Source organism: Pokkaliibacter plantistimulans (genome assembly GCF_003194385.1).
Taxonomy (GTDB): domain Bacteria; phylum Pseudomonadota; class Gammaproteobacteria; order Pseudomonadales; family Balneatricaceae; genus Pokkaliibacter; species Pokkaliibacter plantistimulans.
The window spans coordinates 39,511-60,666 of record NZ_LAPT01000140.1 but is presented as its reverse complement, the minus strand read 5'-3'; the positions used below and the strand labels follow the sequence as shown (position 1 = coordinate 60,666).

Here is a 21,156-nt window from a genome sequence, read left to right as displayed (position 1 = left end):
AGTGAACTAAATGAGCATTTTCAGCCTGTTCTTGACGCGGCATTCGCCAACACAGACAGATTTTCAACGGCCTGCTTGAGATGTGGAGCAGGCTCTCGCTATACCCGCCCGGAGCCGGATGACTGGCTGGCTCCGGGCACTTTCAGCCAGTGACTGACTGAATACCGCTTCGCACCTGTTAAGACCTTTACCTCAGATACAAGAACAAAAGAGGTGACGTACATGCTCAACACTGCGCTCAAAAGTGAACCTTCCTCTTTGCACAGCGAATACCTTCTGGAAATCGACAACATTTCCAAGGCGTTCCCTGGGGTAATCGCGCTGAACAAGGTTTCGTTTCATCTCCGTCCCGGCACCGTGCACGCTCTGATGGGCGAAAACGGCGCGGGCAAATCGACCCTGATGAAAATCATCGCCGGTATCCAGGGTCACGACTCCGGCTCACTGCGGGTTCGGGGCGAGGAGTGCAACTTCAGCTCCCCCATCGAAGCCATCAACAAGGGCATCGCCATGATCCATCAGGAATTGAACCTGATGCCGTTCATGACCGTCGCCGAAAATATCTGGATCAGCCGTGAGCCGAAAAACAGCTTGGGCCTAATCTCCCATGACAAGCTGATGCAGAAAACAGCCGAGCTGTTTGCCAAGCTGAAGATCAACATTCACCCCGAAACACTGGTGCGCGAACTCAGCGTGGCCAACCGCCAGATGGTAGAGATCGCCAAAGCCGTGTCCTACAACTCCGATGTGCTGATCATGGATGAGCCCACTTCGGCTCTGGCCGAGAAAGAAGTCGAGCACCTGTTCGAGATCATCAATACCCTGCGCGCGGAAGGCAAAGGCATCATCTATATCACTCACAAGATGGATGAGCTGTTTGAGATTGCCGACGAAGTCTCAATTTTCCGCGATGGTCAGATGGTCGGCTGCCACCCAGCGGCGGATCTGACCCGTGACAAGGTGATTCAGCTGATGGTGGGCCGTGAGATCACCCAGATGTTCCCCAAACAGGAAGTGGATATCGGTGATGTGGTGATGTCGGTACGCGGCCTGTCTGATGGCCTGCATTTCTCCGACGTGTCATTTGACTTGCGTGCCGGTGAGATTCTTGGTTTCGCCGGTCTGGTCGGCTCTGGCCGCACCAACGTGGTCGAAACCCTGTTCGGCGTCACACCAGCCGTGGCTGGCTCCATTTCCATTTTCGGCAACGACGTACAGATCCATTCACCCCATGACGCCATGGGTCAGGGCATGGCTCTGCTTACCGAAGACCGCAAGGAAACCGGCTGTTTCCTCGGTCTGACCGTGCAGGAAAATATGCAGATGGCGGTGCTGCGTGACCGCTACACCAGCAACGGCTTTGTCAAACAGGGCGAGCTGGAACAAGTCTGCGAAGAAATGCGTGACATGCTGGCGATCAAAACGCCCAGTCTGGAGCAGATCATCGGCAACCTGTCCGGTGGTAACCAGCAGAAGGCACTGATCGCTCGCTGGCTGATGACCAACCCCCGTATTCTCTTTCTGGATGAACCCACGCGCGGTATCGACGTGGGTGCCAAGGCGGAAATCCACCGTCTGGTTTCGGCGCTGGCCGCCAAAGGTCTGGCCGTCATCCTGATCTCCTCGGAAATGCCCGAAGTGCTGGGCATGAGCGATCGTATTCTGGTTATGCATGAAGGCAAGGTCACCGGCATCCTCGACCGCGCCGAGGCCAACCAGGTCAAGATTATGGAACTGGCCTCGGGCTGATCGCCCACGGCCCAGCACACCACTGGCGACAACAGCTCTGGCTCCCCGGCAGTAGGGCTGCAGTCGGGTTCTTCATCTTCGCAAACTGGACAATAACAATGAGCACGATAAACCAAGCCATGACAACGACAAAAAGCGCATCGTCGCCTTCTCTCATCAAGAAGTTCCCTGAAGCAGGGATTCTACTGGTGCTGTTCGGCATCTGTGCCCTGTTCGAGATTCTGGGGTGGATCTACCGCGGCGATACCTTCCTGTTCAACTCTCAGCGCCTGCTGATCATGATCCTGCAGGTATCGATCATCGGTATCATTGCCATCGGTTCGACTCAGGTCATAATCACTTCCGGGGTCGACCTGTCCCCCGGCTCTGTGGTCGCGGTAGCCGCGATGGTGTCTGCCAGTCTGGCGCAAAGCTCCGAATTCAGCCGCCTGATCTACCCCTCGATCACTGACATGCCGGTGATTCTGCCCATTGCCATCGCCTTGCTGGTGGGGGCACTCGCCGGTCTGATTAACGGCAGTCTGATCGCCCTAACCTCCATCCCTCCCTTCATCGCTACTCTGGGAATGATGGTCGCCGCACGCGGTGTTGCCCGTGCCTACACCAATGGCCAGCCTGTATCAGGCCTGACTGACGCCTTCCAGTGGATCGGCTCAGGTGGTCGCCCTGTCATCCTGTTCCTGGTAGTGGCCCTGATTTTCCACATCGCTCTGCGCTACACCCGCTACGGCAAGTTCACCTACGCTATCGGCGCTAACGTGCAGGCGGCCCGTGTATCCGGTATTAACGTCAAGGCTCACCTAATCAAGGTATACGTAGTCGCTGGCCTGCTGGCAGGTCTGGCCGGTCTGGTACTGGCAGCCCGCAGTGGCAGTGGCCAGGCCAACATGGGTATGAGCTATGAGCTGGATGCGATTGCAGCCTGTGTTATCGGTGGCACCAGTCTGGCAGGCGGTGTAGGTCGCATTGCGGGCACCGTTATCGGGGTGCTGATCCTCGGCGTCATGACCAGCGGTTTCACCTTCCTCGGTATCGATGCCTACTATCAGGACATCGTTAAAGGTGCGGTGATTGTCTCCGCGGTGATCGCCGACCAGTATCGTCAGCGCCGTCGCCTGAAAGCCAAAGCCTGAGGCACCTGTCCTGACACCGGCTGCCAGCACTCAGGTGCTGACAGCCAGCCCAGCTTCGATTCAGGTGTTTTGCTTGCGGTACTGTTTTTCGCTTTTGCTGTGCCTAGCATTTTTGCTGTATCCAGCCTTTTTGCTGTATCTACCGTTTCGGTTCTCTGCGTGTGGCACGTAGGCTTACCGCCTGGCTTCGGTCAGGCGGTTTTTTTCTGCCTGTTCATCAGACCCACACCATACAAAAGATGCGCTTTGATGAGGTTGGTTACAGACTTTTGACACTTCCCGGCCCGCACCGCTGGCCGTCTGTCAGGGCAACAGGTATGCTCTGTCGCAGCTTTCCAATCCCCTACGGAAGATCAGGCCATCCCTTCGTTGCCATGATGAACAGACGCGATTTTCTCAAAACCGCCAGTGTTGCCAGCCTCCTGTCCCTGCCCGTGTCGTCAGTGCTCGCCGCCGCCAGCAGCCCGGCGATCAAGACTTTCGGCAAGGCCAAACCCTTCGACCTCGACAGTCTCAAGGAGCAAGCCCGTATTCTGGCCGGTAATCCCTATGACGGCACGGTGCCGATGCTGCCAGAACCGCTGGCACGACTGACTCAGGAGCAGGCCACCTCCATCCACTTCCGCCGCAACCGGGCACTCTGGAACAACGCAGGCACCCGTTTGCGTACCGAGTTTTTCCATCTGTCCCCGTTGTTTCGCAAACCGGTCATGATCTTTGAAGTGGTCAATGGCAAGGCACAGCAGCTGGCTTATGATCCGGCACTGTTTGATTACGGCATGAGCGGTATCAAGGGCGAAGCACTGCCACAGGATCTGGGCTTTGCGGGCTTCCGCCTCTATCTGGACAAGGACTGGAGCCGTGATGTGGTCAGCTTCCTCGGTGCCAGTTACTTCCGGGCAGTCGGCAGCGAAATGCAGTACGGCCTGTCAGCGCGCGGTCTGGCCATCAACACCGCCATGGATCAGCCTGAAGAGTTCCCCGACTTCACCCAGTTCTGGCTGGAGCGCCCGGAGGTCAACAGCAAGCACATCAAGGTGTACGCGCTGCTGGACTCCGCCAGCACCACCGGTGCCTATATGTTCGACATCGATGTTGAAAACGTGCTGGTGATGAACGTTGATGTCACCCTCTTCCCACGCAAGGACATCGCCCGTCTGGGCATGGCTCCCATCACCAGCATGTATATGATCGGTGAGAACGATAAGCGTGCCGACTGGGACTGGCGCCCGGAAATTCACGATTCTGACGGTCTGGCCATGCATCGCGGCAACGGCGAATGGGTATGGCGACCGCTGAGCAACCCACGTCACCTGGCTTTCAACGTCTTTACCGATGCCAGCCCGAAAGGTTTTGGTCTGCTGCAGCGTGATCGCCGCTTCGACCATTATCAGGACCCTGACTTCAACTACGAACTGCGCCCCAACCTGTGGATCGAGCCAACCAGCGACTGGGGCACCGGCTCCGTGCAGCTGGTGGAAATCCCCACCGATGACGAAACCTTCGACAACGTGGTGGCCTACTGGAACCCGGACCAGCCAGCGAAAGCAGGGGTTCCGGTGCACTTCAGCTATCGCATGAGCTGGGGGGCACAGTTGCCAGCAGAGATGGACCGCGCCTGGTGCGTCTCCACCTATACCGGCTTGGGGGGTGAAATTGGTAAGAAGCGCGCTTATTACAGCAAGCACTTCAGTGTTGATTTTGGCGGTGGCCAACTGCCATCGCTGCCTGATGGCGCTCAGGTCGATGCCATTATCACCCTGTCCCGTGGCCGTCTGGAGCGTCTCTCGGTACGTCAGCTGCCGCAGATCAAAGGGTTCCGTGCCATGTTTGATGTGGTCCCGCCCGACGACAGCGAAGATCCGATCACCATTCGTCTGTTCCTCAAGAACGGCGATCAGGCCCTGTCGGAAACCTGGCTCTATCAATGGTCTCCACCCCCCGCCAGTGAGCGTGATTTGCACAACGCCGGTCACCTGACCACCTGACCACCTGACCACCTGACCACCTGAGCGTATCGGTGCAACAACACCAACGATCTCCACAGAAGCCAGCAGCCATGCTGGCTTCTGCGTTTATAGCGGAGACAAAAACTGTAGCGAGAGGAAAACAAACAGCCCTGCACATGGGCAGGGCTGTCAGGCAAAGCAGTTACAAAGCCAGGTTTACTTAGGCTGCAGAATCCATTCGTGATCAGGATCGTTGTGAAACTTCCAGTCGCGACTGGGGCCAGCCATCACATTGAGGTAATACAGGTCATAACCATGAGGAGCGCCGACCGGGTGGTAACCACCGGGCACCAGCACCACTTCGTTGTTATGTACCGACAGCGTCTCATCAATGCTGCGATCATCAGTGTATACACGCTGGAAGGCGAAGCCCTGTGGCGGATTGACCTTATGGTAGTAGGTCTCTTCCAGATAGGACTCCTGTGGCAGATTGTCGCTGTCGTGCTTGTGGGGAGGATAGCTGGACCAGTGACCATTCGGGGTATACACCTCGGTAATCAGCAGGCTCTCGGCGGGGTTCTCACCCATCAGGATATTGTGAATGTAGCGCTCATTGGTGCCCTGACCACGGTTCATGGCGGGAACGTCCTCAGGTTTGATCAGCCGCACTGGCATAGTGCCTTTGGCGGGGGCCTTGCAGACGCCAATTTCGATTTCCGTTTCAGCCGTCACCTGATATTCCGCCTGCGCAGGGACGTAGACGGCATAGGGAGGAATGCGCTCGAACACGCTCATGCGCTTGCCGATATGCTCAAATACCTGATCCTGTGCCCTGACCGTGGCGATACCACTGATCAGTACCAGACAGACTTCTTCATCACCACTTGCCTGATTCAGCACCTGTCCGGGCTGCAGCTTGTAGACTTCAAAACCGACGTAGCGCCAGCCAGCCGATTCGGGAGTAATTTTCAGTACACAACCCTGATCATCAGGCTGCTGAGAACGCACGAGCAAACGGGACATGGCTAACCTCCGGCTAGTTATTTTTGGAAAAATTATTCCATCTATATTTAGTCATAGCAATAAATTTTCCAAATGCAATTTACAGGTACTTTGACTGTACTTATCAATAAATCAAAGGCCATTGTGTACAACAGCCGCTCAGGGCACAGTCTTCAGCGGCTTCTGGAGGATGCCCGTAATACCCGCGGTACATCACATCAGGGAAGAACAGTCAGAAAGCACTCACGATCACCCTCTCAAAGGCACGGCAGCATGATTCAGTATCTGCACATTCACACAGCACTGGGTGGCTATATCGCCTGCTCTGAGCAGGACCAACTGCACGGGCTCTACCGACTTGAGCAGAAATACTTCCCCGTTGCATTTGCGCACTGGCAGGAAGACATCAATGCCCCGCTGCTACAGGAAACCGCCCGCCAGCTACGGGCCTATCTGGACGGTCGGCTGCGTCAGTTTGAGCTGCCGCTGCAACAACGGGGCACGCCCTTCCAGCAGCGGGTATGGTCAGCACTGCAGCACATCGGCTATGGCGAAACACTGAGCTATCGTGAGCTGGCAGAACGCTTGGGCCAGCCCTCGGCAATACGTGCCGTTGCCAGTGCCAATGGCCGCAACCCCTGGTCCATTGTGGTGCCCTGTCATCGTGTCATCGGCAGTGACGGCAGCCTGACGGGGTATGCAGGCGGCGTAGACTGCAAACGCAGGCTGCTGCAGCTGGAAGCAAACTCCTGATGTTCTTCAGCAAGGTGAAATAAACACATCTGTGACAAGCTGTTACCTTAAGGAACACCTTGCCCAGCACTGCTCATGCATCTTTTTCGGCTGCGCGTTTGCGGCAGATTCTGCCGCTGTCGTGCACCATGTTGGACAACACAGACGGAACCCCCTTCCTTTGCCCTCCCCGTCCTTGTGCACTTTTCTCCCACACTTCCCCTGTCATGCTGATCGGTCGCCTTACTCGCACTGGCAAGAGTTTTGCTTGAACAAGATTTATTAGCACACCTTTGATGCATCAACCCGCTCCTTGCGAGTGCAGCTGACCGTAAACGGGCATCGCAGGCTGTGTCCTTCTTTCAGGGAAATAACTGACGCGCAACTGGCAGTACACGTCAGGAAAAACCCGATCTTTGCGCTAACGCAAAGGTTCAATCTGCCAACTGGCTAAACTTGCTGCCAGATTCAATCGTAAAGGCGCTATAGCATGACTCATTCCTGCTCCGCAGCTGATTCCACTGCTATAACGGAATACTGTAGTGATGAGCCAGCCAGAGTCGGCACGACTCACGGCATTGATGCCCAGCGCTCCCATCCAGGCATTTTGATCTGAAAGGTTTCTGGTTCTTATGGTGTTACTACGACCGCTTATTCACCTGATGAACCGCATCTCCTATGCGGCAAAGTTCATTCTGGTCAGCTTGCTGTTCTTTACCCTGATCGCCGTACTCGCCGTACTGGTGATCAACAACTACAGCGCCAAGATTGCCGACACCTCGGAAGAGCTGGCGGGCATTGATCAGCTACAACAGCAGTTCACCCTCTATGAAGAGCTGGCGCACGTGCGTGATGTGCGCACTGCATTCCGTTCATTCACTAACAAACGCCTGACCGAATTGCTGGATCAGGAAACCCAGAAAGCCAAAGATATGATCGCAGGCTTCGACAGCACCTCACTGCAGCGCTTCCCCAAGTCGGCTGAACAGTTTCAGGAAGTCATGAAGGCCCATGACGAACGTCAGAGCGATCTCAGCGAATCCAAGGATGCCCTCAACGAGCTGTTTTCCGTCGAATCGCTGCCGCTGCAGAAGCAGCTGGCGGTACTGAATACCCTGGCCTGGGAAAGCGGCCTCAGCCGTGACAGTGACGAATTCACCGCGCTGGGCGTCAGCTATCTGGTACGCAGCCTGCCCACGCTGCTGGAATCGCTGTCGGCATTGCGTGCCTACGGCCTGGAAATAACCAGCGAGCGCTATCTGGGTAACGTCAACAAGGATCTGCTCAACGTCGCCCTGTTCCAGCTCAATGCCAACTACGTGGCTTATCAGGCGGCCAGCCAGCCGCTGCTCGATCAGGGCAGCAGCGATGTCAAGAATGGTCTGCAGGAATCCAATGATCACTACCAGACGCTGGTCAAACTGGTCACCGATGAGATTCTCACTGCCTCACGCATCAAGCTGAAAGCCGATGAGTTCGATCAGAACTTTACCGGCCTGCAGCAGCAGCTGATCAGCAACAGCAATGCGCTGTTCACTCAGCTGCAGGGCCAGCTGGCAAACCGCCTGCAGGCCGAAACCCTGCGTCGCAATATCGTGATGGGGGGTATTGGCATCGTGGTGCTGCTGGCACTGGGTATGTATCTGGCCTTCTACAGCTCGGTAAAAATCGCTGTGGGCAGCATGCTGAAAGCGGTGACCAGCGTTGCTCAGGGTGATCTGACCGTCACCGTGCAGCTCAGTCAGAAGGATGAGATGGGCCGTCTGTCGGATGCGTTCAACCAGATGATCGATCGGGTGCGAGACCTGATCCAGACCAGCATGAACAGCTCCACTGCAGTAGCACAGCAATCCGAGTACATGCAGGAAACGTCCAGACACGCCAAGCATGTGATTGATCAGCAGCGCGAAGATATCCACTCCATCAGTGAAGCCATCGGCCAGGTCTCCGATGCCGCCCATCAGGTGTCCGAGCACGCCCATCATGCCGCCGAAGCCGCTTCCGGTGCCCATGGCAATGCCAACAGTGGCCAGCGCCAGCTGAGCGATGCCCTGCATGCAATCCAGACGCTGGCCGAACACATCCGTGAGTCGGCTACGCTGACCACCAAGGTCAGCGCCGCCAGCGGCAATATCAGTCAGGTACTGGACGTGATCAAAAGCATTGCCGAGCAGACCAACCTGCTGGCACTGAACGCCGCCATCGAGGCTGCCCGTGCGGGTGAACAGGGCCGTGGTTTTGCGGTGGTCGCCGATGAAGTGCGCCTGCTGGCGCAGCGTACGCAGGGCAGCACCGCGGAAATTGAAGGCATGATCCGTGAGCTGCAGCAAGGTGTGAAAGTGGCCGTCACCTTTATGGAAGACAGCCAGAAACAGGCCGAGCAGACCGTGCAGCAATCCCAGCAGGTAGGTACCACGCTGGAAGCCATCACTGAAGCGGTATCGCAGATCATGGCGATGAACCATCAGATTGCCACGGCTGCGGAAGAACAGACCAACGTCGCGGAAGAAGTCACCGGCCGTATCCGCTCGGTCAGCCAGGGCAGTGAGCAGGCCGCACAGGCCGGGCAAGCCACCTCCGCCGCCAGCGAACAGCTGACCCAACTCACCCAGCAACTGAACAGCGCCATCAGCAGCTTCCGCGTCTGACAGAGCATTCCTGCCAGACGCTCCTCGCTGATCCGCCCCTTACCCGTTAACCCTTCGCAGCCGCACTGCTGCGAAGGGTTCTTTGCTCTGCACAGCGCCTCGTCTTTTTGTGTTACCCAGCCCAAGGCATTAAGCCGCAACGATCAGTCTGTCCGGCAGAATACCGCCGCGGAAATCGCCTTGTTATTCCCCTTCTGCACTCTGATGGGTGATCGCCAACCGGTGTATTAGTGCAATTTGCGCTATAGCGGAGCCGAGGATGGAGCCGCCATAAGCACCATCCCTCAACAACTTCTGGCAACCCTAGCTGACGGACTGGGATTGTGGAGTATTGGAAAAACCGATAAGAACACTGGATTTGTATCCGTTACCCAGATGAGTTCGGATGGGAGTTCAGATAATATCCCAACGGCACTTGCTTGCTGAAATAACTAACACAATCAAATTATCTGATCCTTGATAAATCTGGAGGAAGGTATACCTTTTGAGAGGCTGATTTATAAAAACAGCACCTTTTAGTATTCAGTGTAGTGATGGCTAAATTTTCCATAAAAATAAAACATCCATATATTTTTGGTTTTAAGCTGGGTCTACGGTAAAGGTATACCTTTTAACAATTACCATGAGGTCATTCCCCTCAGCAGACTATTAAGTGAGAATATGCATCGTATATATACATTTATTTTGGCGAGTACATTTTGTCTGAATGCGGAGGCATTTGAACAGAACGTAACTTGTTTGAATGACATTTCCGTCAAAGTCTTTTCAAAAGACAAAACAAGAACTTTCTCGTTCTTCGAGACATTCAATTTGAGTAATGAAAAAACGATTGTCGCAGGAACCTTAAAAGTCACAAACCCTAGCGAAACACCAAAGAAGTTTTCCACAAAAATGCTTGAGGCAAAATTTAATGATGCAGAATCAAGTAGAAGCTATGTTAAGGGTGTAGGAAGTTACGTGCTGGATTTTGAAGGTGGTCAGGAAATAGCCCCAAACTCAACTCAAGAAATAAACGTAGTCTGGTATCCAAATTTGAAAGCAGGTATTAAATTAAATAGCGCAGTATTCACTTGTTCTTAAAGAAGAAACGACGTAACAAGACATTAGTCATACCTCGCTGTAAATGGAGAAAATAAATGGATGAATACTCAGCTCTAGTTCAGCGTCAGTTAGATGCATACAACAACAAGGATATTGATGCCTGGCTCAACACCTATGCCAAGGACGCAAAGCAGTTTAGTTTACAAGGTGAATGTCTGGCCACAGGGCATGAAGAGATGCGGCAGCGAATGGTTATTCGGTTTAAAGAGCCAGACTTACATGCTCATCTTCTAAATCGGATAGTCATGGAGAATGTTGTAGTAGACCACGAAGTCGTTACCAGAAACTTTCCAGAAGGCAAAGGCGAAATGGAAATGCTCTGTGTGTATCAAATCGAAAATGGCTTAATAAGCACCGCTTCTTTCTCTTTAGGCCAACCAAAGCTGCATGATTCAAATTCCTAATAAACTCTTTCCTAATAAACTCTTTAAGAAGGACAGCAAAAACGATCATAATCGAAAAGGTTTGAGCATCAGGAGTAACATTCCATGCATCAAAAATTAGCCTGCGTCCAAGCCATTGCGTTCTGGATTGGCTTGGCTTTCGGTATATCACTAACTGCCGCTTTGATTGTGCTACCTCAAACCAAGCCACCAATATTCCATCTTTTGCTTTACCCTGTGCAATGTTATTGCCATTTATTATTGGAATAATTTTCATTATTACCGCAGCGCTTTTAGTTAGAGCAGTAAATAAATCTCCAATAATCTGGGGGATAGCCCCTACCATTTTAGGTGCAATCAGTTTCATTCTGGCTTATTCAATGCTTTCCACTACGGCTCAGAATTTCTCAACAACCTCTTAACAAAAAGTTCGCTACACTCACAGGGACTGGCTAAAGTCCACTTCTTAAGCAAAGTTATGTATCCGACTAGCTAAAGATGTTGCTTTAAGGAAAGGAATACAAATGGAGTTAACGACAAAGAAAAATGCCGATGATGCGATTCTCCATATTTAAAAATTAATAAAGTCAGACAACGGAACTCTGTACGGCGTGTGCTGTGGAACCAGTATTTAGTAAGAAACCGCTGGCGCGTAGCCCCAGCGGTTTAAGGTGTAGCTTGATCAGGCATATCTTCACCCGATACAGGACGCGACCTCAGAAGATAAAGTCCGTGGTCAGGAAGCTGGATTCACGGTTGTTAATAATGTCGCCAATCAGCTGCTTGCTGCTGTCGTCGTACTTGGCCGCAACAATGGTGCGGATGGAGAAGACCCGCAGCGCATCGTCCACTGACAGGGTGCCTTCCGCCGAATCCTTGCGCCCGGTAAAGGGGAAGGAGTCCGGGCCACGCTGACACTGGCTGTTGAGATTGATACGCCCGACCTGATTAGCAAATTCGTCCACCAGATGGCCCACTTCCTGACTGTTATTGCCGAAGATGCTCAGTTGCTGGCCGAAGTTGGACGCCCGGACGTATTCAATTACTTCGCTGATGTCCTTATAGGGCACCACCGGCACCACCGGACCAAACTGCTCTTCGCGGTACACCTTCATCTGCGCACTGACCGGATAGAGCACCGCCGGGTAGAAGAAGGCTTCGCGCACCGTCGCCCCGCCGTCGTTCATCACGCGGGCACCCAATGCCTGTGCATCTTCCACCAGACTGGTGAGATAGGCGGTCTTGCCCGGCTCAGGCAGAGGCGTCAGCGCCACTCCCGGCTCCCAGGGCATCCCCGCTTTCAGCCCGGCGACCTGCTCGCACAGCAGGCTGACAAAGCGGTCGGCGATGGACTCGTGCACGAACAGAATCTTCAGTGCCGTGCAGCGCTGGCCATTGAATGACAGCGCACCGGCCACACACTCCTTGACCGTCGCCTCCAGATCCACCTCTGGCAGCACCACTCCCGGATTCTTGGCATCCAGACCCAGCGCCGAACGCAGGCGATGGGGCTTGGGATGCAGCTTTTTCAGATCGTTGGCACCCTTGTTGGTGCCAATAAAGGCGAACACATCCACCTTGCCACTGGCCATCAGTGCACTCACGGTATCGCGGCCACGACCGTAGATAACGTTGATCACCCCCGGCGGGAAGCAGGAACGGAACACTTCCAGCAGCGGCTGAATCAGCAGTACACCAAACTTGGCGGGTTTGAAGATGACGGTATTGCCCATGATCAGGGCAGGAATCAGGGTCGTGAAGGTTTCGTTAAGGGGGTAGTTGTACGGCCCCATGCACAACGCCACGCCCATCGGTACCCGACGAATCTGGCCCAGAGTCCCCTGTTCGATCTGGAAGCGGCTGGAACGGCGATCCAGCTCTTTCAGCGACAGGATGGTGTCACGGATATAGTCACAGGTGCGGTCGAACTCCTTCTCGGAGTCTTTCAGGTTCTTGCCGATTTCCCACATCAGCAGCTTGACCACGGCGTCACGCTGCTCACGCATCTTGCTGAGGAAGTTTTCCACATGGCGGATACGCTCAGCCACCGGCATTGAGGGCCATTCACCGTGGCCCAGATTGTAGGCAGCCACCGCGGCATCCAACGCTTCCAGTGCAGCAGCTTCGTCCAGCAGTGGCGTCGAGCCCAGTATTACCGGTTTGCAGCGACCATCATCATCGCGCAGATGTACCGGGCTGGTGACCGGCGCCAGATCCCCCTGCCAGCGCCGCAGTTCACCGTTAATCAGGTATTCACGTTGTTCGATAAAACCGTTGAAGGCGAACTGCTCAGGAATGTCGCCCTTACGTGGGTAAAGCGCATCAAAATTGATCACCTGGCTCATAGTTATGTCCTGATAGGTATGTCCCTGACCCGCACCCTGTGGGATCGGCATGACCCTGCCAATCCGGGAGAACAGTACGACGAGCGGTCGGCGATAACCGGCCCTGATGAGGGACAGTCCGACCAGCTCCCGCTGCTCAGCAAAGAATGCGACTACGACATTGCCCGCCTGACCTGCGACAGATGGGCAACACGGTTTTTCACGTCTGGCCGTACCACGGTGGATAGCGACCAGACAGAGACTTATCAGATGATGCTTTCGGGCTTACTCACCATGCAGTTTTTGTGCAGAGCACACAATAGCCCCGGATGGATTGGCGTGATTCTGAAGGTAAGGTCGTGGTGCTTAAAGAATGACCTGATGCTCTGCCTGCCCCTGAATACCCAGTTCGCTCTCCAGCTCAGCCACAAACACCTTGCCAGCGTCCGGCTCTGCCACCAGCGCCTCGGCTGACATCCCTTCCTGTGCCGAGGTAGCAAACAGCGTGCGCAGCTCAGCGCCACCAAAACCCGGGCAGGAAATCTGCCGGGCAGTAAAGCTGACCGCCTGCAGAAACTCCCCCTGCGGGCTATAGCAGGCCACGCGGGCGGCACCCCACTGGGCATTCCACAGCCGCCCGGCGCTGTCGACCACGGCACCATCAGGGTGCACTCCCTGACGGCCAGTATCGATAAACACCTCGGCCTCGCCCTGCGGCCAGCCGTGCTGCGGCTCCAGCGCCTGACGCCAGATCAGGTCACGGGCAGTATCGGCAAAATAGGCGTAACGCCGGTCCGGGGAAAAACAGATAGCATTGCTGATGGTGATGGATGGAAACAGGCGACGCAGCTCACCGCGATAATAACGGTAGATGGCACCCGCCTCCGCCTCGGCCTGTTTGCCCATGGTACCGATCCAGAAACCGCCCCAGGGGTCGGCACGGCCATCGTTGGAACGGGTGTTGGAGTTATCGGCCTCCAGCGCACAGATCACTTCGCCCTGCCCGCGGCGCAGGTCAAACTGCTGCAAGCCGCTTTCACTGGCGATCAGCAGATGATGCTCATCGATCCAGCCCGCTGCGGACACCCGCTCATCAAACTGCCACTGCAACGGCCTGTCGCCGTCACGGCTGAGCAGGCGATTGCCCAGAATATCGAACCAGAACAGTTGCTGCCGCAGAGGGTGCCAGAAAGTGCCCTCACCCAGCTGACAGCCGCGCTCATCCCAGACCTGACTCGTCATCACTGGCCTCCATGGTACTGGTCATAGGCGGCGACCATGCGCTGCGCGGCTGCCGCCACATCAGCCACACGCTTACCCGGCTTGTACAACGCCGAACCGATACCAAAGCCATCGGCACCGGCAGCCAGCCACTGGGCAAAATTGCTGTCATCGACACCGCCGACCATCAGCACCTGCGTCCCGGCAGGCAAGACAGCCCGGATGGCCTTGAGCCCTTCAATGCCCATCATCGTCGCCGGAAAAACCTTGAGTGCCGTGGCGCCACACCGCAGTGCAGTGAAGCACTCACTGGGCGTCAGTACACCGGGAAACGACCCCATGCCACGCATGCGGGTGGCCTCAATGACATCGCTAAAACAGTTGGGAGACACCACAAAAGACCCGCCCGCCGCTGACACCGCCGCCACCTGCTCCACCGTCAGTACAGTGCCGGCACCAATCTGAGCCACATCGCTGAAGGCCCGGGCCATGATCTCGATACTGCGCAGCGGCTCAGGTGAGTTGAGCGGCACCTCGATGCGGCTAATACCTGCGTCAATGATGGCCGCCGTGACCGCTTCCGCTTCGTCAGGGCGAACCCCGCGCAGAATGGCGATGAGATTGCGTTGCATATTAGAACTCCTGATCGGGCGCTATGCAGATGATGTTCACGATCCGCTGCGCGCAAGCTGCTGCCAGGCAGCACGTAAACCATTCAGCGTAATCTGTTCGGCGCTGACCGTCGCCACTGGTATCCCCTGCGCCTGCAGGGCTTTGGCATACAGGGCTGACAGGCCCTTATCACCGATAATACTGACCGCATGGCCCTGCCATAGCGGCGCTGCGGCAGCCAGCTCATTACCAATCAGCAGCCCGGACAAACGGGCACGGGCAGCCGCGGCGCCAAGCCCCTGCAGCAGCCCGGCGGCACGCAGACCAAACAGGGCACTGCTCAGTTGCTGAGGCTGCTGGAATGCTTCGTTGACGGCCTGCAGGAACACCGCCTCATCCATCCCCTGCGCGGCGTCCTGCTGCATACCATGGCGCAGCACTGACTGCTGCGACAGCAGGGCAAACAGCTCACCAGTCATATAGGTGTGAAAGCGCAAAACCTTGCCGTCGCGCAGGTCTGCCCACTTGCAATGAGTGCCGGGCAGACACAGGACACCGACAAAATGGGGATGCTCTGCCATAAACCCGGCGATCTGGGTTTCCTCACCGCGCATCACATCCGCGGGCCCCTGCTGGCATAAACCGGGGATGATATGCACCGCTATGCGCGCATCCTTCACGTCAGGTTTCACCATCTGATCCGCCGCCAGCGGCGTGCAGGGCACCTGAGTATAAGGCGCCTCGCACCAGCCCTGACGGGCGCCCACCATGCCGCAGGCCAGCACCGGCATTAGCACATTGTCCCTGAGCCAGGGCTCGATCTGCTCCAGCAGTGCCGCTTCAAACTGATCAGGGGACAGACTGCCCATGCCCTTGTCTGAAGCGGCTCGCTGCAGAATGTCACCGCTGGCCGTCATGGCCCAGGCCCGCATATGTGAGGTGCCCCAGTCGACAGCAATCCAGTCGGTCGTGCTCATGCTTGGCGCTCTTGCTTGATGGCTAATAATGGTCGCACTGCGGGGACACAGTGCTGCTGGGTTAATACCGTGATGATGGCTTGTCTGCCGTTCCCCGACGCGCAGCAGATCATCAATACGTTGTTACCCCTGCAAATCCAGCGGCAAGACATCATGGGGCAAGTTCTGATAACACACCGGCCGCAGGAATCGACGGATGGCCATGGTGCCGACAGAGGTTGCGCCAAAGTTGGTGGACGCAGGGTAAGGCCCGCCGTGCACCATGGTGTCGCTGACTTCTACCCCGGTGGGGAAACCATTGGCCAGCAGGCGCCCGGCCTTGCGCTCCAGAATCGGCAGCAGCTGGCGGGCCAGCCCGCTGTCATCGGCATCCAGTTGCAATGTGCAGGTCAGCTGACCTTCCAGTGCCGAGGCCAGTGCCAGCATCTCATCGACACTGTCAGCCACGACTACTAATCCCAAGGGGCCAAAGACTTCCTCGCCCAGCTCGGCGTTGCTCAGCCAGTTGGCCGCTGTGGTCTGGAACAGATACGGCGTGGCACTGCGCTGACTGCACTGGGTACTCAGCAGCGTTTGCACGCCTGCACTCGACTGCACGCGCTCCATCCCATGGCGATAGGCGGCAGCAATACCGTCCGTCAGCATGGTCTGGGCACCTACCTGCTCCAGCGCAGCGGTAGCGCTGGCGATAAAGGCATCGGCATCCTGCCCTTTCAGCAGCACGGCAATGCCGGGGTTAGTGCAGAACTGCCCGGCGCCCATGGTCAGTGAGGCGGCCCAGCCCTTGCCGATGGCCTCACCGCGCGCGGCTACCGCAGCAGGCAGAACAAACATCGGGTTGACCGAACCCAGCTCACCAAAGAAGGGAATGGGATCATGGCGCTGTGCGCAGAGATCAAACAGGGCACGTCCACCGGCCAGACTGCCGGTAAAACCTACCGCCCTGATCAGCGGATGCTGCACCAGAGTCTGCCCGACTTCACGGTTGCCCCCCTGAATCAGGGAAAATACTCCGGGATGAACGCCGCAGGCCTCGATGGCAGCGGCAATTGCCTGAGCGACGATCTCGCCGGTACCGGGGTGGGCGGAATGGCCCTTAACCACTACCGGGCAGCCCGCCGCCAGCGCAGAGGCGGTATCACCACCGGCTACGGAAAAGGCCAGCGGAAAGTTGGAAGCACCAAATACCGCGACAGGGCCAATGGGCCGCTGCATCAGAAATAATTCAGGGCGCGGCAAGGGCTGGCGATCAGGCAGAGCGGCATCATGGCGGCGATCAAGATAATCACCGGCCTCGATATGTTCAGCAAATAGTCGCAGTTGCCCTACCGTGCGGCCCCGTTCGCCGGTCAGGCGGGCGGCGGGCAGGCCGGTTTCCTGTGTGCCGATCTCGGTAATGGCCTCGCCGCGGGCATCAATTTCATCAGCAATACGGCGCAGCAGTGTTGCCCGCTCGGCACGGCTGGAATAGCCAAAATGGGTGAAGGCCTGTTCCGCCGCTTCACACGCAGCGCGAACATGGTCAGGTGTACCCACCGCAAAATGATGTACCGGCCCGACTGCCGGTGATGAAGCAAAGGTTGTCTCCCCTGCTACCCAGTTGCCTGCAATCAGATGTTTTCCGGTCAAGCTGGTCACGGTGTGGTTCCTCCTGCTGAATCTGTAAGACGGATAACGTCAACAATGTGCTCACGCACCCTCTATCCGGCTCCTCTCCCCCGTTCCTCTCCCGGCGAAGGAGAGGAACGGTGAAAAAGGAGGGAAAGAAGGCGCGTCACTCGGCCTTAGTGGCTGTCCTTGGGAATAGGTGCACCGCGGCAGCCCTTGAGGAAGTCGAAGTCAGCACCGGTATCAGCGCCTTCGACATGCTCATGGAACAGCTTGATGTAGCCGCTCTTCGGTGCTTCCACCGTGGGTTGCCAGGCGGCCAGACGGCGGGCCAGCTCGTCCTCGGGAATATCCAGATGAATACGGCGTGCGGCCACGTCCAGCTCGATCATGTCACCGTTCTGTACCACTGCCAGCGGACCACCGGCCGCCGCTTCCGGCGTGGTATGCAGAACCACGGTGCCGTAGGCCGTGCCGGACATACGGGCATCGGAAATCCGCACCATGTCGGTGATGCCTTTGCGCAGCACCTTGGGCGGCAGGCCCATGTTGCCGACTTCGGCCATGCCGGGATAACCCCGCGGGCCACAGTTTTTCAGCACCATCACGCAGGTTTCGTCGATATCCAGACTCTCGTCGTTGATCTTGGCCTTGTAGTCGTCGATGTCTTCAAACACCACCGCACGGCCACGATGCTGCATCAGATGCGGGCTGGCAGCAGAAGGCTTCAGCACTGCACCGCGCGGTGCCAGATTGCCACGCAGCACGGCAATGCCGCCGCTCTGGGTCAGCGCCTTGTCAACCGGCAGAATGACGTCCGGGTTCCAGTTGCGTACGTCTTTCACTTCTTCCCAGATGCTCTCGCCGGAGACGGTCACTGCCTCCTTGTGCAGCTTGCCGCCCTCGCCCAGATGACGAATCACCACCGGCAGGCCACCGGCGTAGAAAAACTCTTCCATCAGGTATTTACCCGACGGCATCAGGTTAACGATGGTGGGAATATCACGACCAAGGCGATCCCAGTCATCCAGCGTCAGATCAATGCCCACCCGCCCGGCTATGGCCAGCAGGTGAATCACCGCATTTGTTGAACCACCGATGGCACCATTGACCCGGATGGCATTCTCGAACGCCTGACGGGTCATGATGTCGGAAGGTTTGAGATCATCCTTGACCATCTGCACGATACGGCGGCCAGTCAGGTGCGCCATCACACGGCGACGGCTGTCGACCGCCGGAATGGCGGCATTGCCCGACAGCGCCATGCCCAGTGCTTCGGCCATGCTGGCCATGGTGCTGGCGGTGCCCATGGTGTTACAGGAACCGGGCGAGCGAGACATGGACTGTTCGGCTTCGAGGAAGTCTTCACGGCTCATCTTGCCGGCCTTGATGTCTTCCGACATTTGCCACAGCGCGGTGCCCGAACCCACCCGTTCGCCACGGAACCAGCCATTCAGCATCGGCCCGCCGGATACGACGATGGCAGGAATATCGACACTGGCAGCGCCCATCAGCAGCGCCGGAGTAGTCTTGTCACAACCGGCCAGCAGCACCACGCCGTCCAGCGGGTTGGCACGCAGGGCTTCTTCCACATCCATCGCCGCCATATTGCGGTACATCATGGCGGTGGGGCGCAGCGAGCTTTCACCGGGAGAAAACACCGGGAACTCCAGCGGCAGACCGCCCGCTTCATAAATACCGTGCTTGACCCGCTCTGCCAGATCACGCAGGTGAGCGTTACAGGGCGTCAGCTGCGACCAGGTGTTGCAGATACCGATAACCGGCCGGCCGTCGAACAGATCGGCGGGCAGGCCCTGATTCTTCATCCAGCTGCGGTGGTAGATATGGTCACGGGAGTCACCGCCGAACCACTCGGTAGAACGCAATTTACGCGGCCATTTTGCGGGTTTGAAGTTGCTCATACCCAGCCTCCATCAACAATAAAATTCTGTGCCGTGCACATGGCAGACGCATCCGAGGCCAGGAACAGCGCCATATCGGCGATATGTTCCGGCAACAGTTGACCGGGCATGCACTGGCTGCGTTTGATCAGATCTCTGGCGGCCTCATCGACCCACAGGGACAGTTGTTTTTCCGTCATGACCCAGCCGGGCACCAGCGTATTCACGCGGATGTGGTCCTTGCCCAGATCACGCGCCAGCCCGCGGGTCATGCCGTGTACCGCGGCCTTGCTGGCGGCATAGACCGGGTAACCGGCGGAGGCCATCATCCAGCCCACCGAACCGAAGTTGACGATGGAGCCGCCACCGGCCTGACGCATCATCGGTGCCACCGCCTGCGCAGCGAACATGGCGTGACGCAGGTTGACCGAGATCAGCTCGTCGAAGCGTTCGGCGCTGATGGAGTCCAGTGAATGACGCACGTCGTTGGCGGCATTGTTGACCAGTACGGTAATCGGGCCGAAATGCTCGGCGGCCTTGAAGATGGTGCTCTGGTAGGCCTTGATGTCAGTGATGTCACAGCGCTGGAACAGGGTTTCACAGCCTTCGGCATTGAGCTGCCGGGACAGGGCTTCCCCTTCCTCAGCGGCGATATCCACAAAGGCGGTGCAGGCGCCCTGCCGGGCAAAGGCTTCCACCAGTGCCCGGCCAATGCCGGTGGCACCGCCGGAGATCAGCACGGTACGGCCACGCAGACCGGGATAACTGGCTTTGGTGTTGCTGACAGCGGGTTCAGATGCAGGGGAATGTTGACCGGTCATAGTCCGACTACCTCAGTCGCGGGGCGCTCACCCCGTTGCAGCGGGTTACGCAGAGGCAAGCCCAGCTGCGGTGCATCGATTTCAAACACATCGCCCTCTTCCACCCTGATGCCATCGGCAAATGACAGGGTAGCGGTGCCAAACATATGCACATGCAGATCGCCCGGCTGGCGGAACAGGGCATATTTGAAGTGGTGGTGCTCCAGATTGGCGATGGTGTGCGACATATTGGCCTCCCCGGACAGAAAGGGTTTCTGCCACAGTACTTCGCCGTTCCGCAGAATCCGCGAAGTGCCCTGAATGTCATCAGGCAGCTCGCCAATCAGCAGTTCTGCGCCGAAAGACGCCGGGCGCAGCTTGGAGTGCGCCAGATACAGATAGTTGATGCGTTCGGTCACGTGATCAGAAAACTCATTGGCCACGGTAAAGCCCAGACGATAGGGCTTGCCGTCAGCACCGATGACATAGAACCCGGCAATCTCCGGCTCCTCGCCACCATCAAGGGCAAAGGCCGGTGATTCCAGCGCATCACCAGAGGCCACAGCGGCGACGCCGGTGCCTTTGTAGAACCATTCGGGCTGCACCCCTTCCTGACCGGCAGCAGGCTTGCCACCCTCCAGCCCCATGCGGAACATCTTCATGGAGTCGGTCAGCTGTTCTTCATCACCGCTTTTGGCCTTGGCATGCATGGCATCACGGGTGGCCGCCGAGCCCAGATGGGTCAGGCCGGTACCGGTCAGGTGCATGTGCGCCGGGTCAGGGTGGCGCACCGGGCAATCGAGTTTGCCAGCAGCGGCCAGCGCGTGCAGGTCCACCGCGTCACCGAGGCCGTGGGTTTCAATCACGGCAGCCAGCGATGTGCCTGCGGCGATGGCTTCCTGCGCCAGGGCATAGGTTGAGGTTGCATTGAGTACCCGGCGGGCATCATCACCACGCCGGCAGATCACACCACCTTCTTTCAACTGGGACAGATACAGGGCAGCTTGCATGACAGA

Annotated in this window: 16 protein-coding genes; 7 read left to right on the top strand and 9 right to left on the bottom strand. The window is 57.0% G+C overall.

The annotated features are described in order from the left end of the window. Positions 1-222: 222 nt before the first annotated feature. The 3 genes from WH50_RS24065 (at position 223) to WH50_RS24055 (ending at position 4,870) form a co-directional block, all read left to right on the top strand. Positions 223-1,749 (top strand): sugar ABC transporter ATP-binding protein, encoded by a 1,527-nt coding sequence (locus WH50_RS24065; protein WP_110189815.1) that lies wholly within the window; start codon positions 223-225, stop codon positions 1,747-1,749. A 98-nt stretch (positions 1,750-1,847) separates the two neighbouring features. Continuing rightward, complete coding sequence (locus WH50_RS24060; RefSeq protein WP_110189813.1) at positions 1,848-2,882, top strand: ABC transporter permease; 1,035 nt, start codon at positions 1,848-1,850, stop codon at positions 2,880-2,882. Between the two features lie 374 nt (positions 2,883-3,256). Continuing rightward, positions 3,257-4,870: an OpgD/OpgG family glucan biosynthesis protein gene (locus WH50_RS24055; protein ID WP_243410260.1), complete on the top strand. Its 1,614-nt coding sequence runs from the start codon at positions 3,257-3,259 to the stop codon at positions 4,868-4,870. Positions 4,871-5,047: 177 nt separating this feature from the next. Here the strand turns inward: WH50_RS24055 and iolB are convergent, their stop codons facing one another. Next, positions 5,048-5,854, bottom strand: coding sequence for a 5-deoxy-glucuronate isomerase (gene iolB / locus WH50_RS24050; protein WP_110189811.1), 807 nt, complete (start codon positions 5,852-5,854; stop codon positions 5,048-5,050). 252 nt (positions 5,855-6,106) lie between these two features. Between iolB and WH50_RS24045 the strand changes: the two genes are divergently transcribed. The 4 genes from WH50_RS24045 (at position 6,107) to WH50_RS24035 (ending at position 10,718) form a co-directional block, all read left to right on the top strand. After that, positions 6,107-6,586 (top strand): methylated-DNA--[protein]-cysteine S-methyltransferase, encoded by a 480-nt coding sequence (locus WH50_RS24045; protein ID WP_110189809.1) that lies wholly within the window; start codon positions 6,107-6,109, stop codon positions 6,584-6,586. A gap of 611 nt (positions 6,587-7,197) precedes the next feature. After that, positions 7,198-9,213, top strand: a complete 2,016-nt coding sequence (locus tag WH50_RS24040; protein ID WP_110189807.1) for a methyl-accepting chemotaxis protein — start codon at positions 7,198-7,200, stop codon at positions 9,211-9,213. A 738-nt stretch (positions 9,214-9,951) separates the two neighbouring features. Further along, positions 9,952-10,293, top strand: coding sequence for a hypothetical protein (locus tag WH50_RS26220; RefSeq protein ID WP_207780463.1), 342 nt, complete (start codon positions 9,952-9,954; stop codon positions 10,291-10,293). A gap of 56 nt (positions 10,294-10,349) precedes the next feature. Beyond that, the gene (locus WH50_RS24035; protein WP_104156564.1) at positions 10,350-10,718 is read left to right on the top strand and encodes a nuclear transport factor 2 family protein; all 369 of its coding nucleotides are present in this window, start codon (positions 10,350-10,352) and stop codon (positions 10,716-10,718) included. A 695-nt stretch (positions 10,719-11,413) separates the two neighbouring features. Here the strand turns inward: WH50_RS24035 and WH50_RS24030 are convergent. The 8 genes from WH50_RS24030 to araD1 all read right to left on the bottom strand — a co-directional run bounded on the left by WH50_RS24030 (position 11,414) and on the right by araD1 (position 21,150). Next, positions 11,414-13,042: an NADP-dependent glyceraldehyde-3-phosphate dehydrogenase gene (locus WH50_RS24030; protein WP_104156565.1), complete on the bottom strand. Its 1,629-nt coding sequence runs from the start codon at positions 13,040-13,042 to the stop codon at positions 11,414-11,416. Positions 13,043-13,387: 345 nt separating this feature from the next. After that, the gene (locus WH50_RS24025) at positions 13,388-14,263 is read right to left on the bottom strand and encodes an SMP-30/gluconolactonase/LRE family protein (RefSeq protein WP_110189805.1); all 876 of its coding nucleotides are present in this window, start codon (positions 14,261-14,263) and stop codon (positions 13,388-13,390) included. Then, positions 14,263-14,874, bottom strand: a complete 612-nt coding sequence (locus WH50_RS24020) for a 2-dehydro-3-deoxy-6-phosphogalactonate aldolase (protein ID WP_104156567.1) — start codon at positions 14,872-14,874, stop codon at positions 14,263-14,265. The genes WH50_RS24025 and WH50_RS24020 overlap by 1 nt, the downstream gene beginning before the upstream one ends. Positions 14,875-14,910: 36 nt before the next feature. Then, entirely contained in the window at positions 14,911-15,831 is a 921-nt protein-coding gene (locus WH50_RS24015) for a 2-dehydro-3-deoxygalactonokinase (RefSeq protein ID WP_110189803.1), read from the bottom strand. Between the two features lie 123 nt (positions 15,832-15,954). Beyond that, complete coding sequence (locus WH50_RS24010; RefSeq protein ID WP_110189801.1) at positions 15,955-17,469, bottom strand: aldehyde dehydrogenase (NADP(+)); 1,515 nt, start codon at positions 17,467-17,469, stop codon at positions 15,955-15,957. A 146-nt stretch (positions 17,470-17,615) separates the two neighbouring features. Then, complete coding sequence (araD, locus tag WH50_RS24005) at positions 17,616-19,361, bottom strand: L-arabinonate dehydratase (RefSeq protein WP_104156570.1); 1,746 nt, start codon at positions 19,359-19,361, stop codon at positions 17,616-17,618. After that, the gene (locus WH50_RS24000) at positions 19,358-20,161 is read right to left on the bottom strand and encodes an SDR family NAD(P)-dependent oxidoreductase (RefSeq protein ID WP_110189799.1); all 804 of its coding nucleotides are present in this window, start codon (positions 20,159-20,161) and stop codon (positions 19,358-19,360) included. The genes araD and WH50_RS24000 overlap by 4 nt, the downstream gene beginning before the upstream one ends. After that, on the bottom strand, positions 20,158-21,150 hold the full coding sequence (araD1, locus tag WH50_RS23995; RefSeq protein ID WP_207780462.1) for an AraD1 family protein: 993 nt from the start codon (positions 21,148-21,150) through the stop codon (positions 20,158-20,160). The genes WH50_RS24000 and araD1 overlap by 4 nt, the downstream gene beginning before the upstream one ends. Positions 21,151-21,156: the final 6 nt, after the last annotated feature.

Coding starts and splice junctions, on each gene's coding strand:
- WH50_RS24065 (WP_110189815.1), top strand. CDS start 223: ATGCTCAACACTGCGCTCAAAAGTGAACCTTCCTCTTTGCACAGCGAA.
- WH50_RS24060 (WP_110189813.1), top strand. CDS start 1,848: ATGAGCACGATAAACCAAGCCATGACAACGACAAAAAGCGCATCGTCG.
- WH50_RS24055 (WP_243410260.1), top strand. CDS start 3,257: ATGATGAACAGACGCGATTTTCTCAAAACCGCCAGTGTTGCCAGCCTC.
- iolB (WP_110189811.1), bottom strand. CDS start 5,854: ATGTCCCGTTTGCTCGTGCGTTCTCAGCAGCCTGATGATCAGGGTTGT.
- WH50_RS24045 (WP_110189809.1), top strand. CDS start 6,107: ATGATTCAGTATCTGCACATTCACACAGCACTGGGTGGCTATATCGCC.
- WH50_RS24040 (WP_110189807.1), top strand. CDS start 7,198: ATGGTGTTACTACGACCGCTTATTCACCTGATGAACCGCATCTCCTAT.
- WH50_RS24035 (WP_104156564.1), top strand. CDS start 10,350: ATGGATGAATACTCAGCTCTAGTTCAGCGTCAGTTAGATGCATACAAC.
- WH50_RS24030 (WP_104156565.1), bottom strand. CDS start 13,042: ATGAGCCAGGTGATCAATTTTGATGCGCTTTACCCACGTAAGGGCGAC.
- WH50_RS24025 (WP_110189805.1), bottom strand. CDS start 14,263: ATGACGAGTCAGGTCTGGGATGAGCGCGGCTGTCAGCTGGGTGAGGGC.
- WH50_RS24020 (WP_104156567.1), bottom strand. CDS start 14,874: ATGCAACGCAATCTCATCGCCATTCTGCGCGGGGTTCGCCCTGACGAA.
- WH50_RS24015 (WP_110189803.1), bottom strand. CDS start 15,831: ATGAGCACGACCGACTGGATTGCTGTCGACTGGGGCACCTCACATATG.
- araD (WP_104156570.1), bottom strand. CDS start 19,361: ATGAGCAACTTCAAACCCGCAAAATGGCCGCGTAAATTGCGTTCTACC.
- WH50_RS24000 (WP_110189799.1), bottom strand. CDS start 20,161: ATGACCGGTCAACATTCCCCTGCATCTGAACCCGCTGTCAGCAACACC.
- araD1 (WP_207780462.1), bottom strand. CDS start 21,150: ATGCAAGCTGCCCTGTATCTGTCCCAGTTGAAAGAAGGTGGTGTGATC.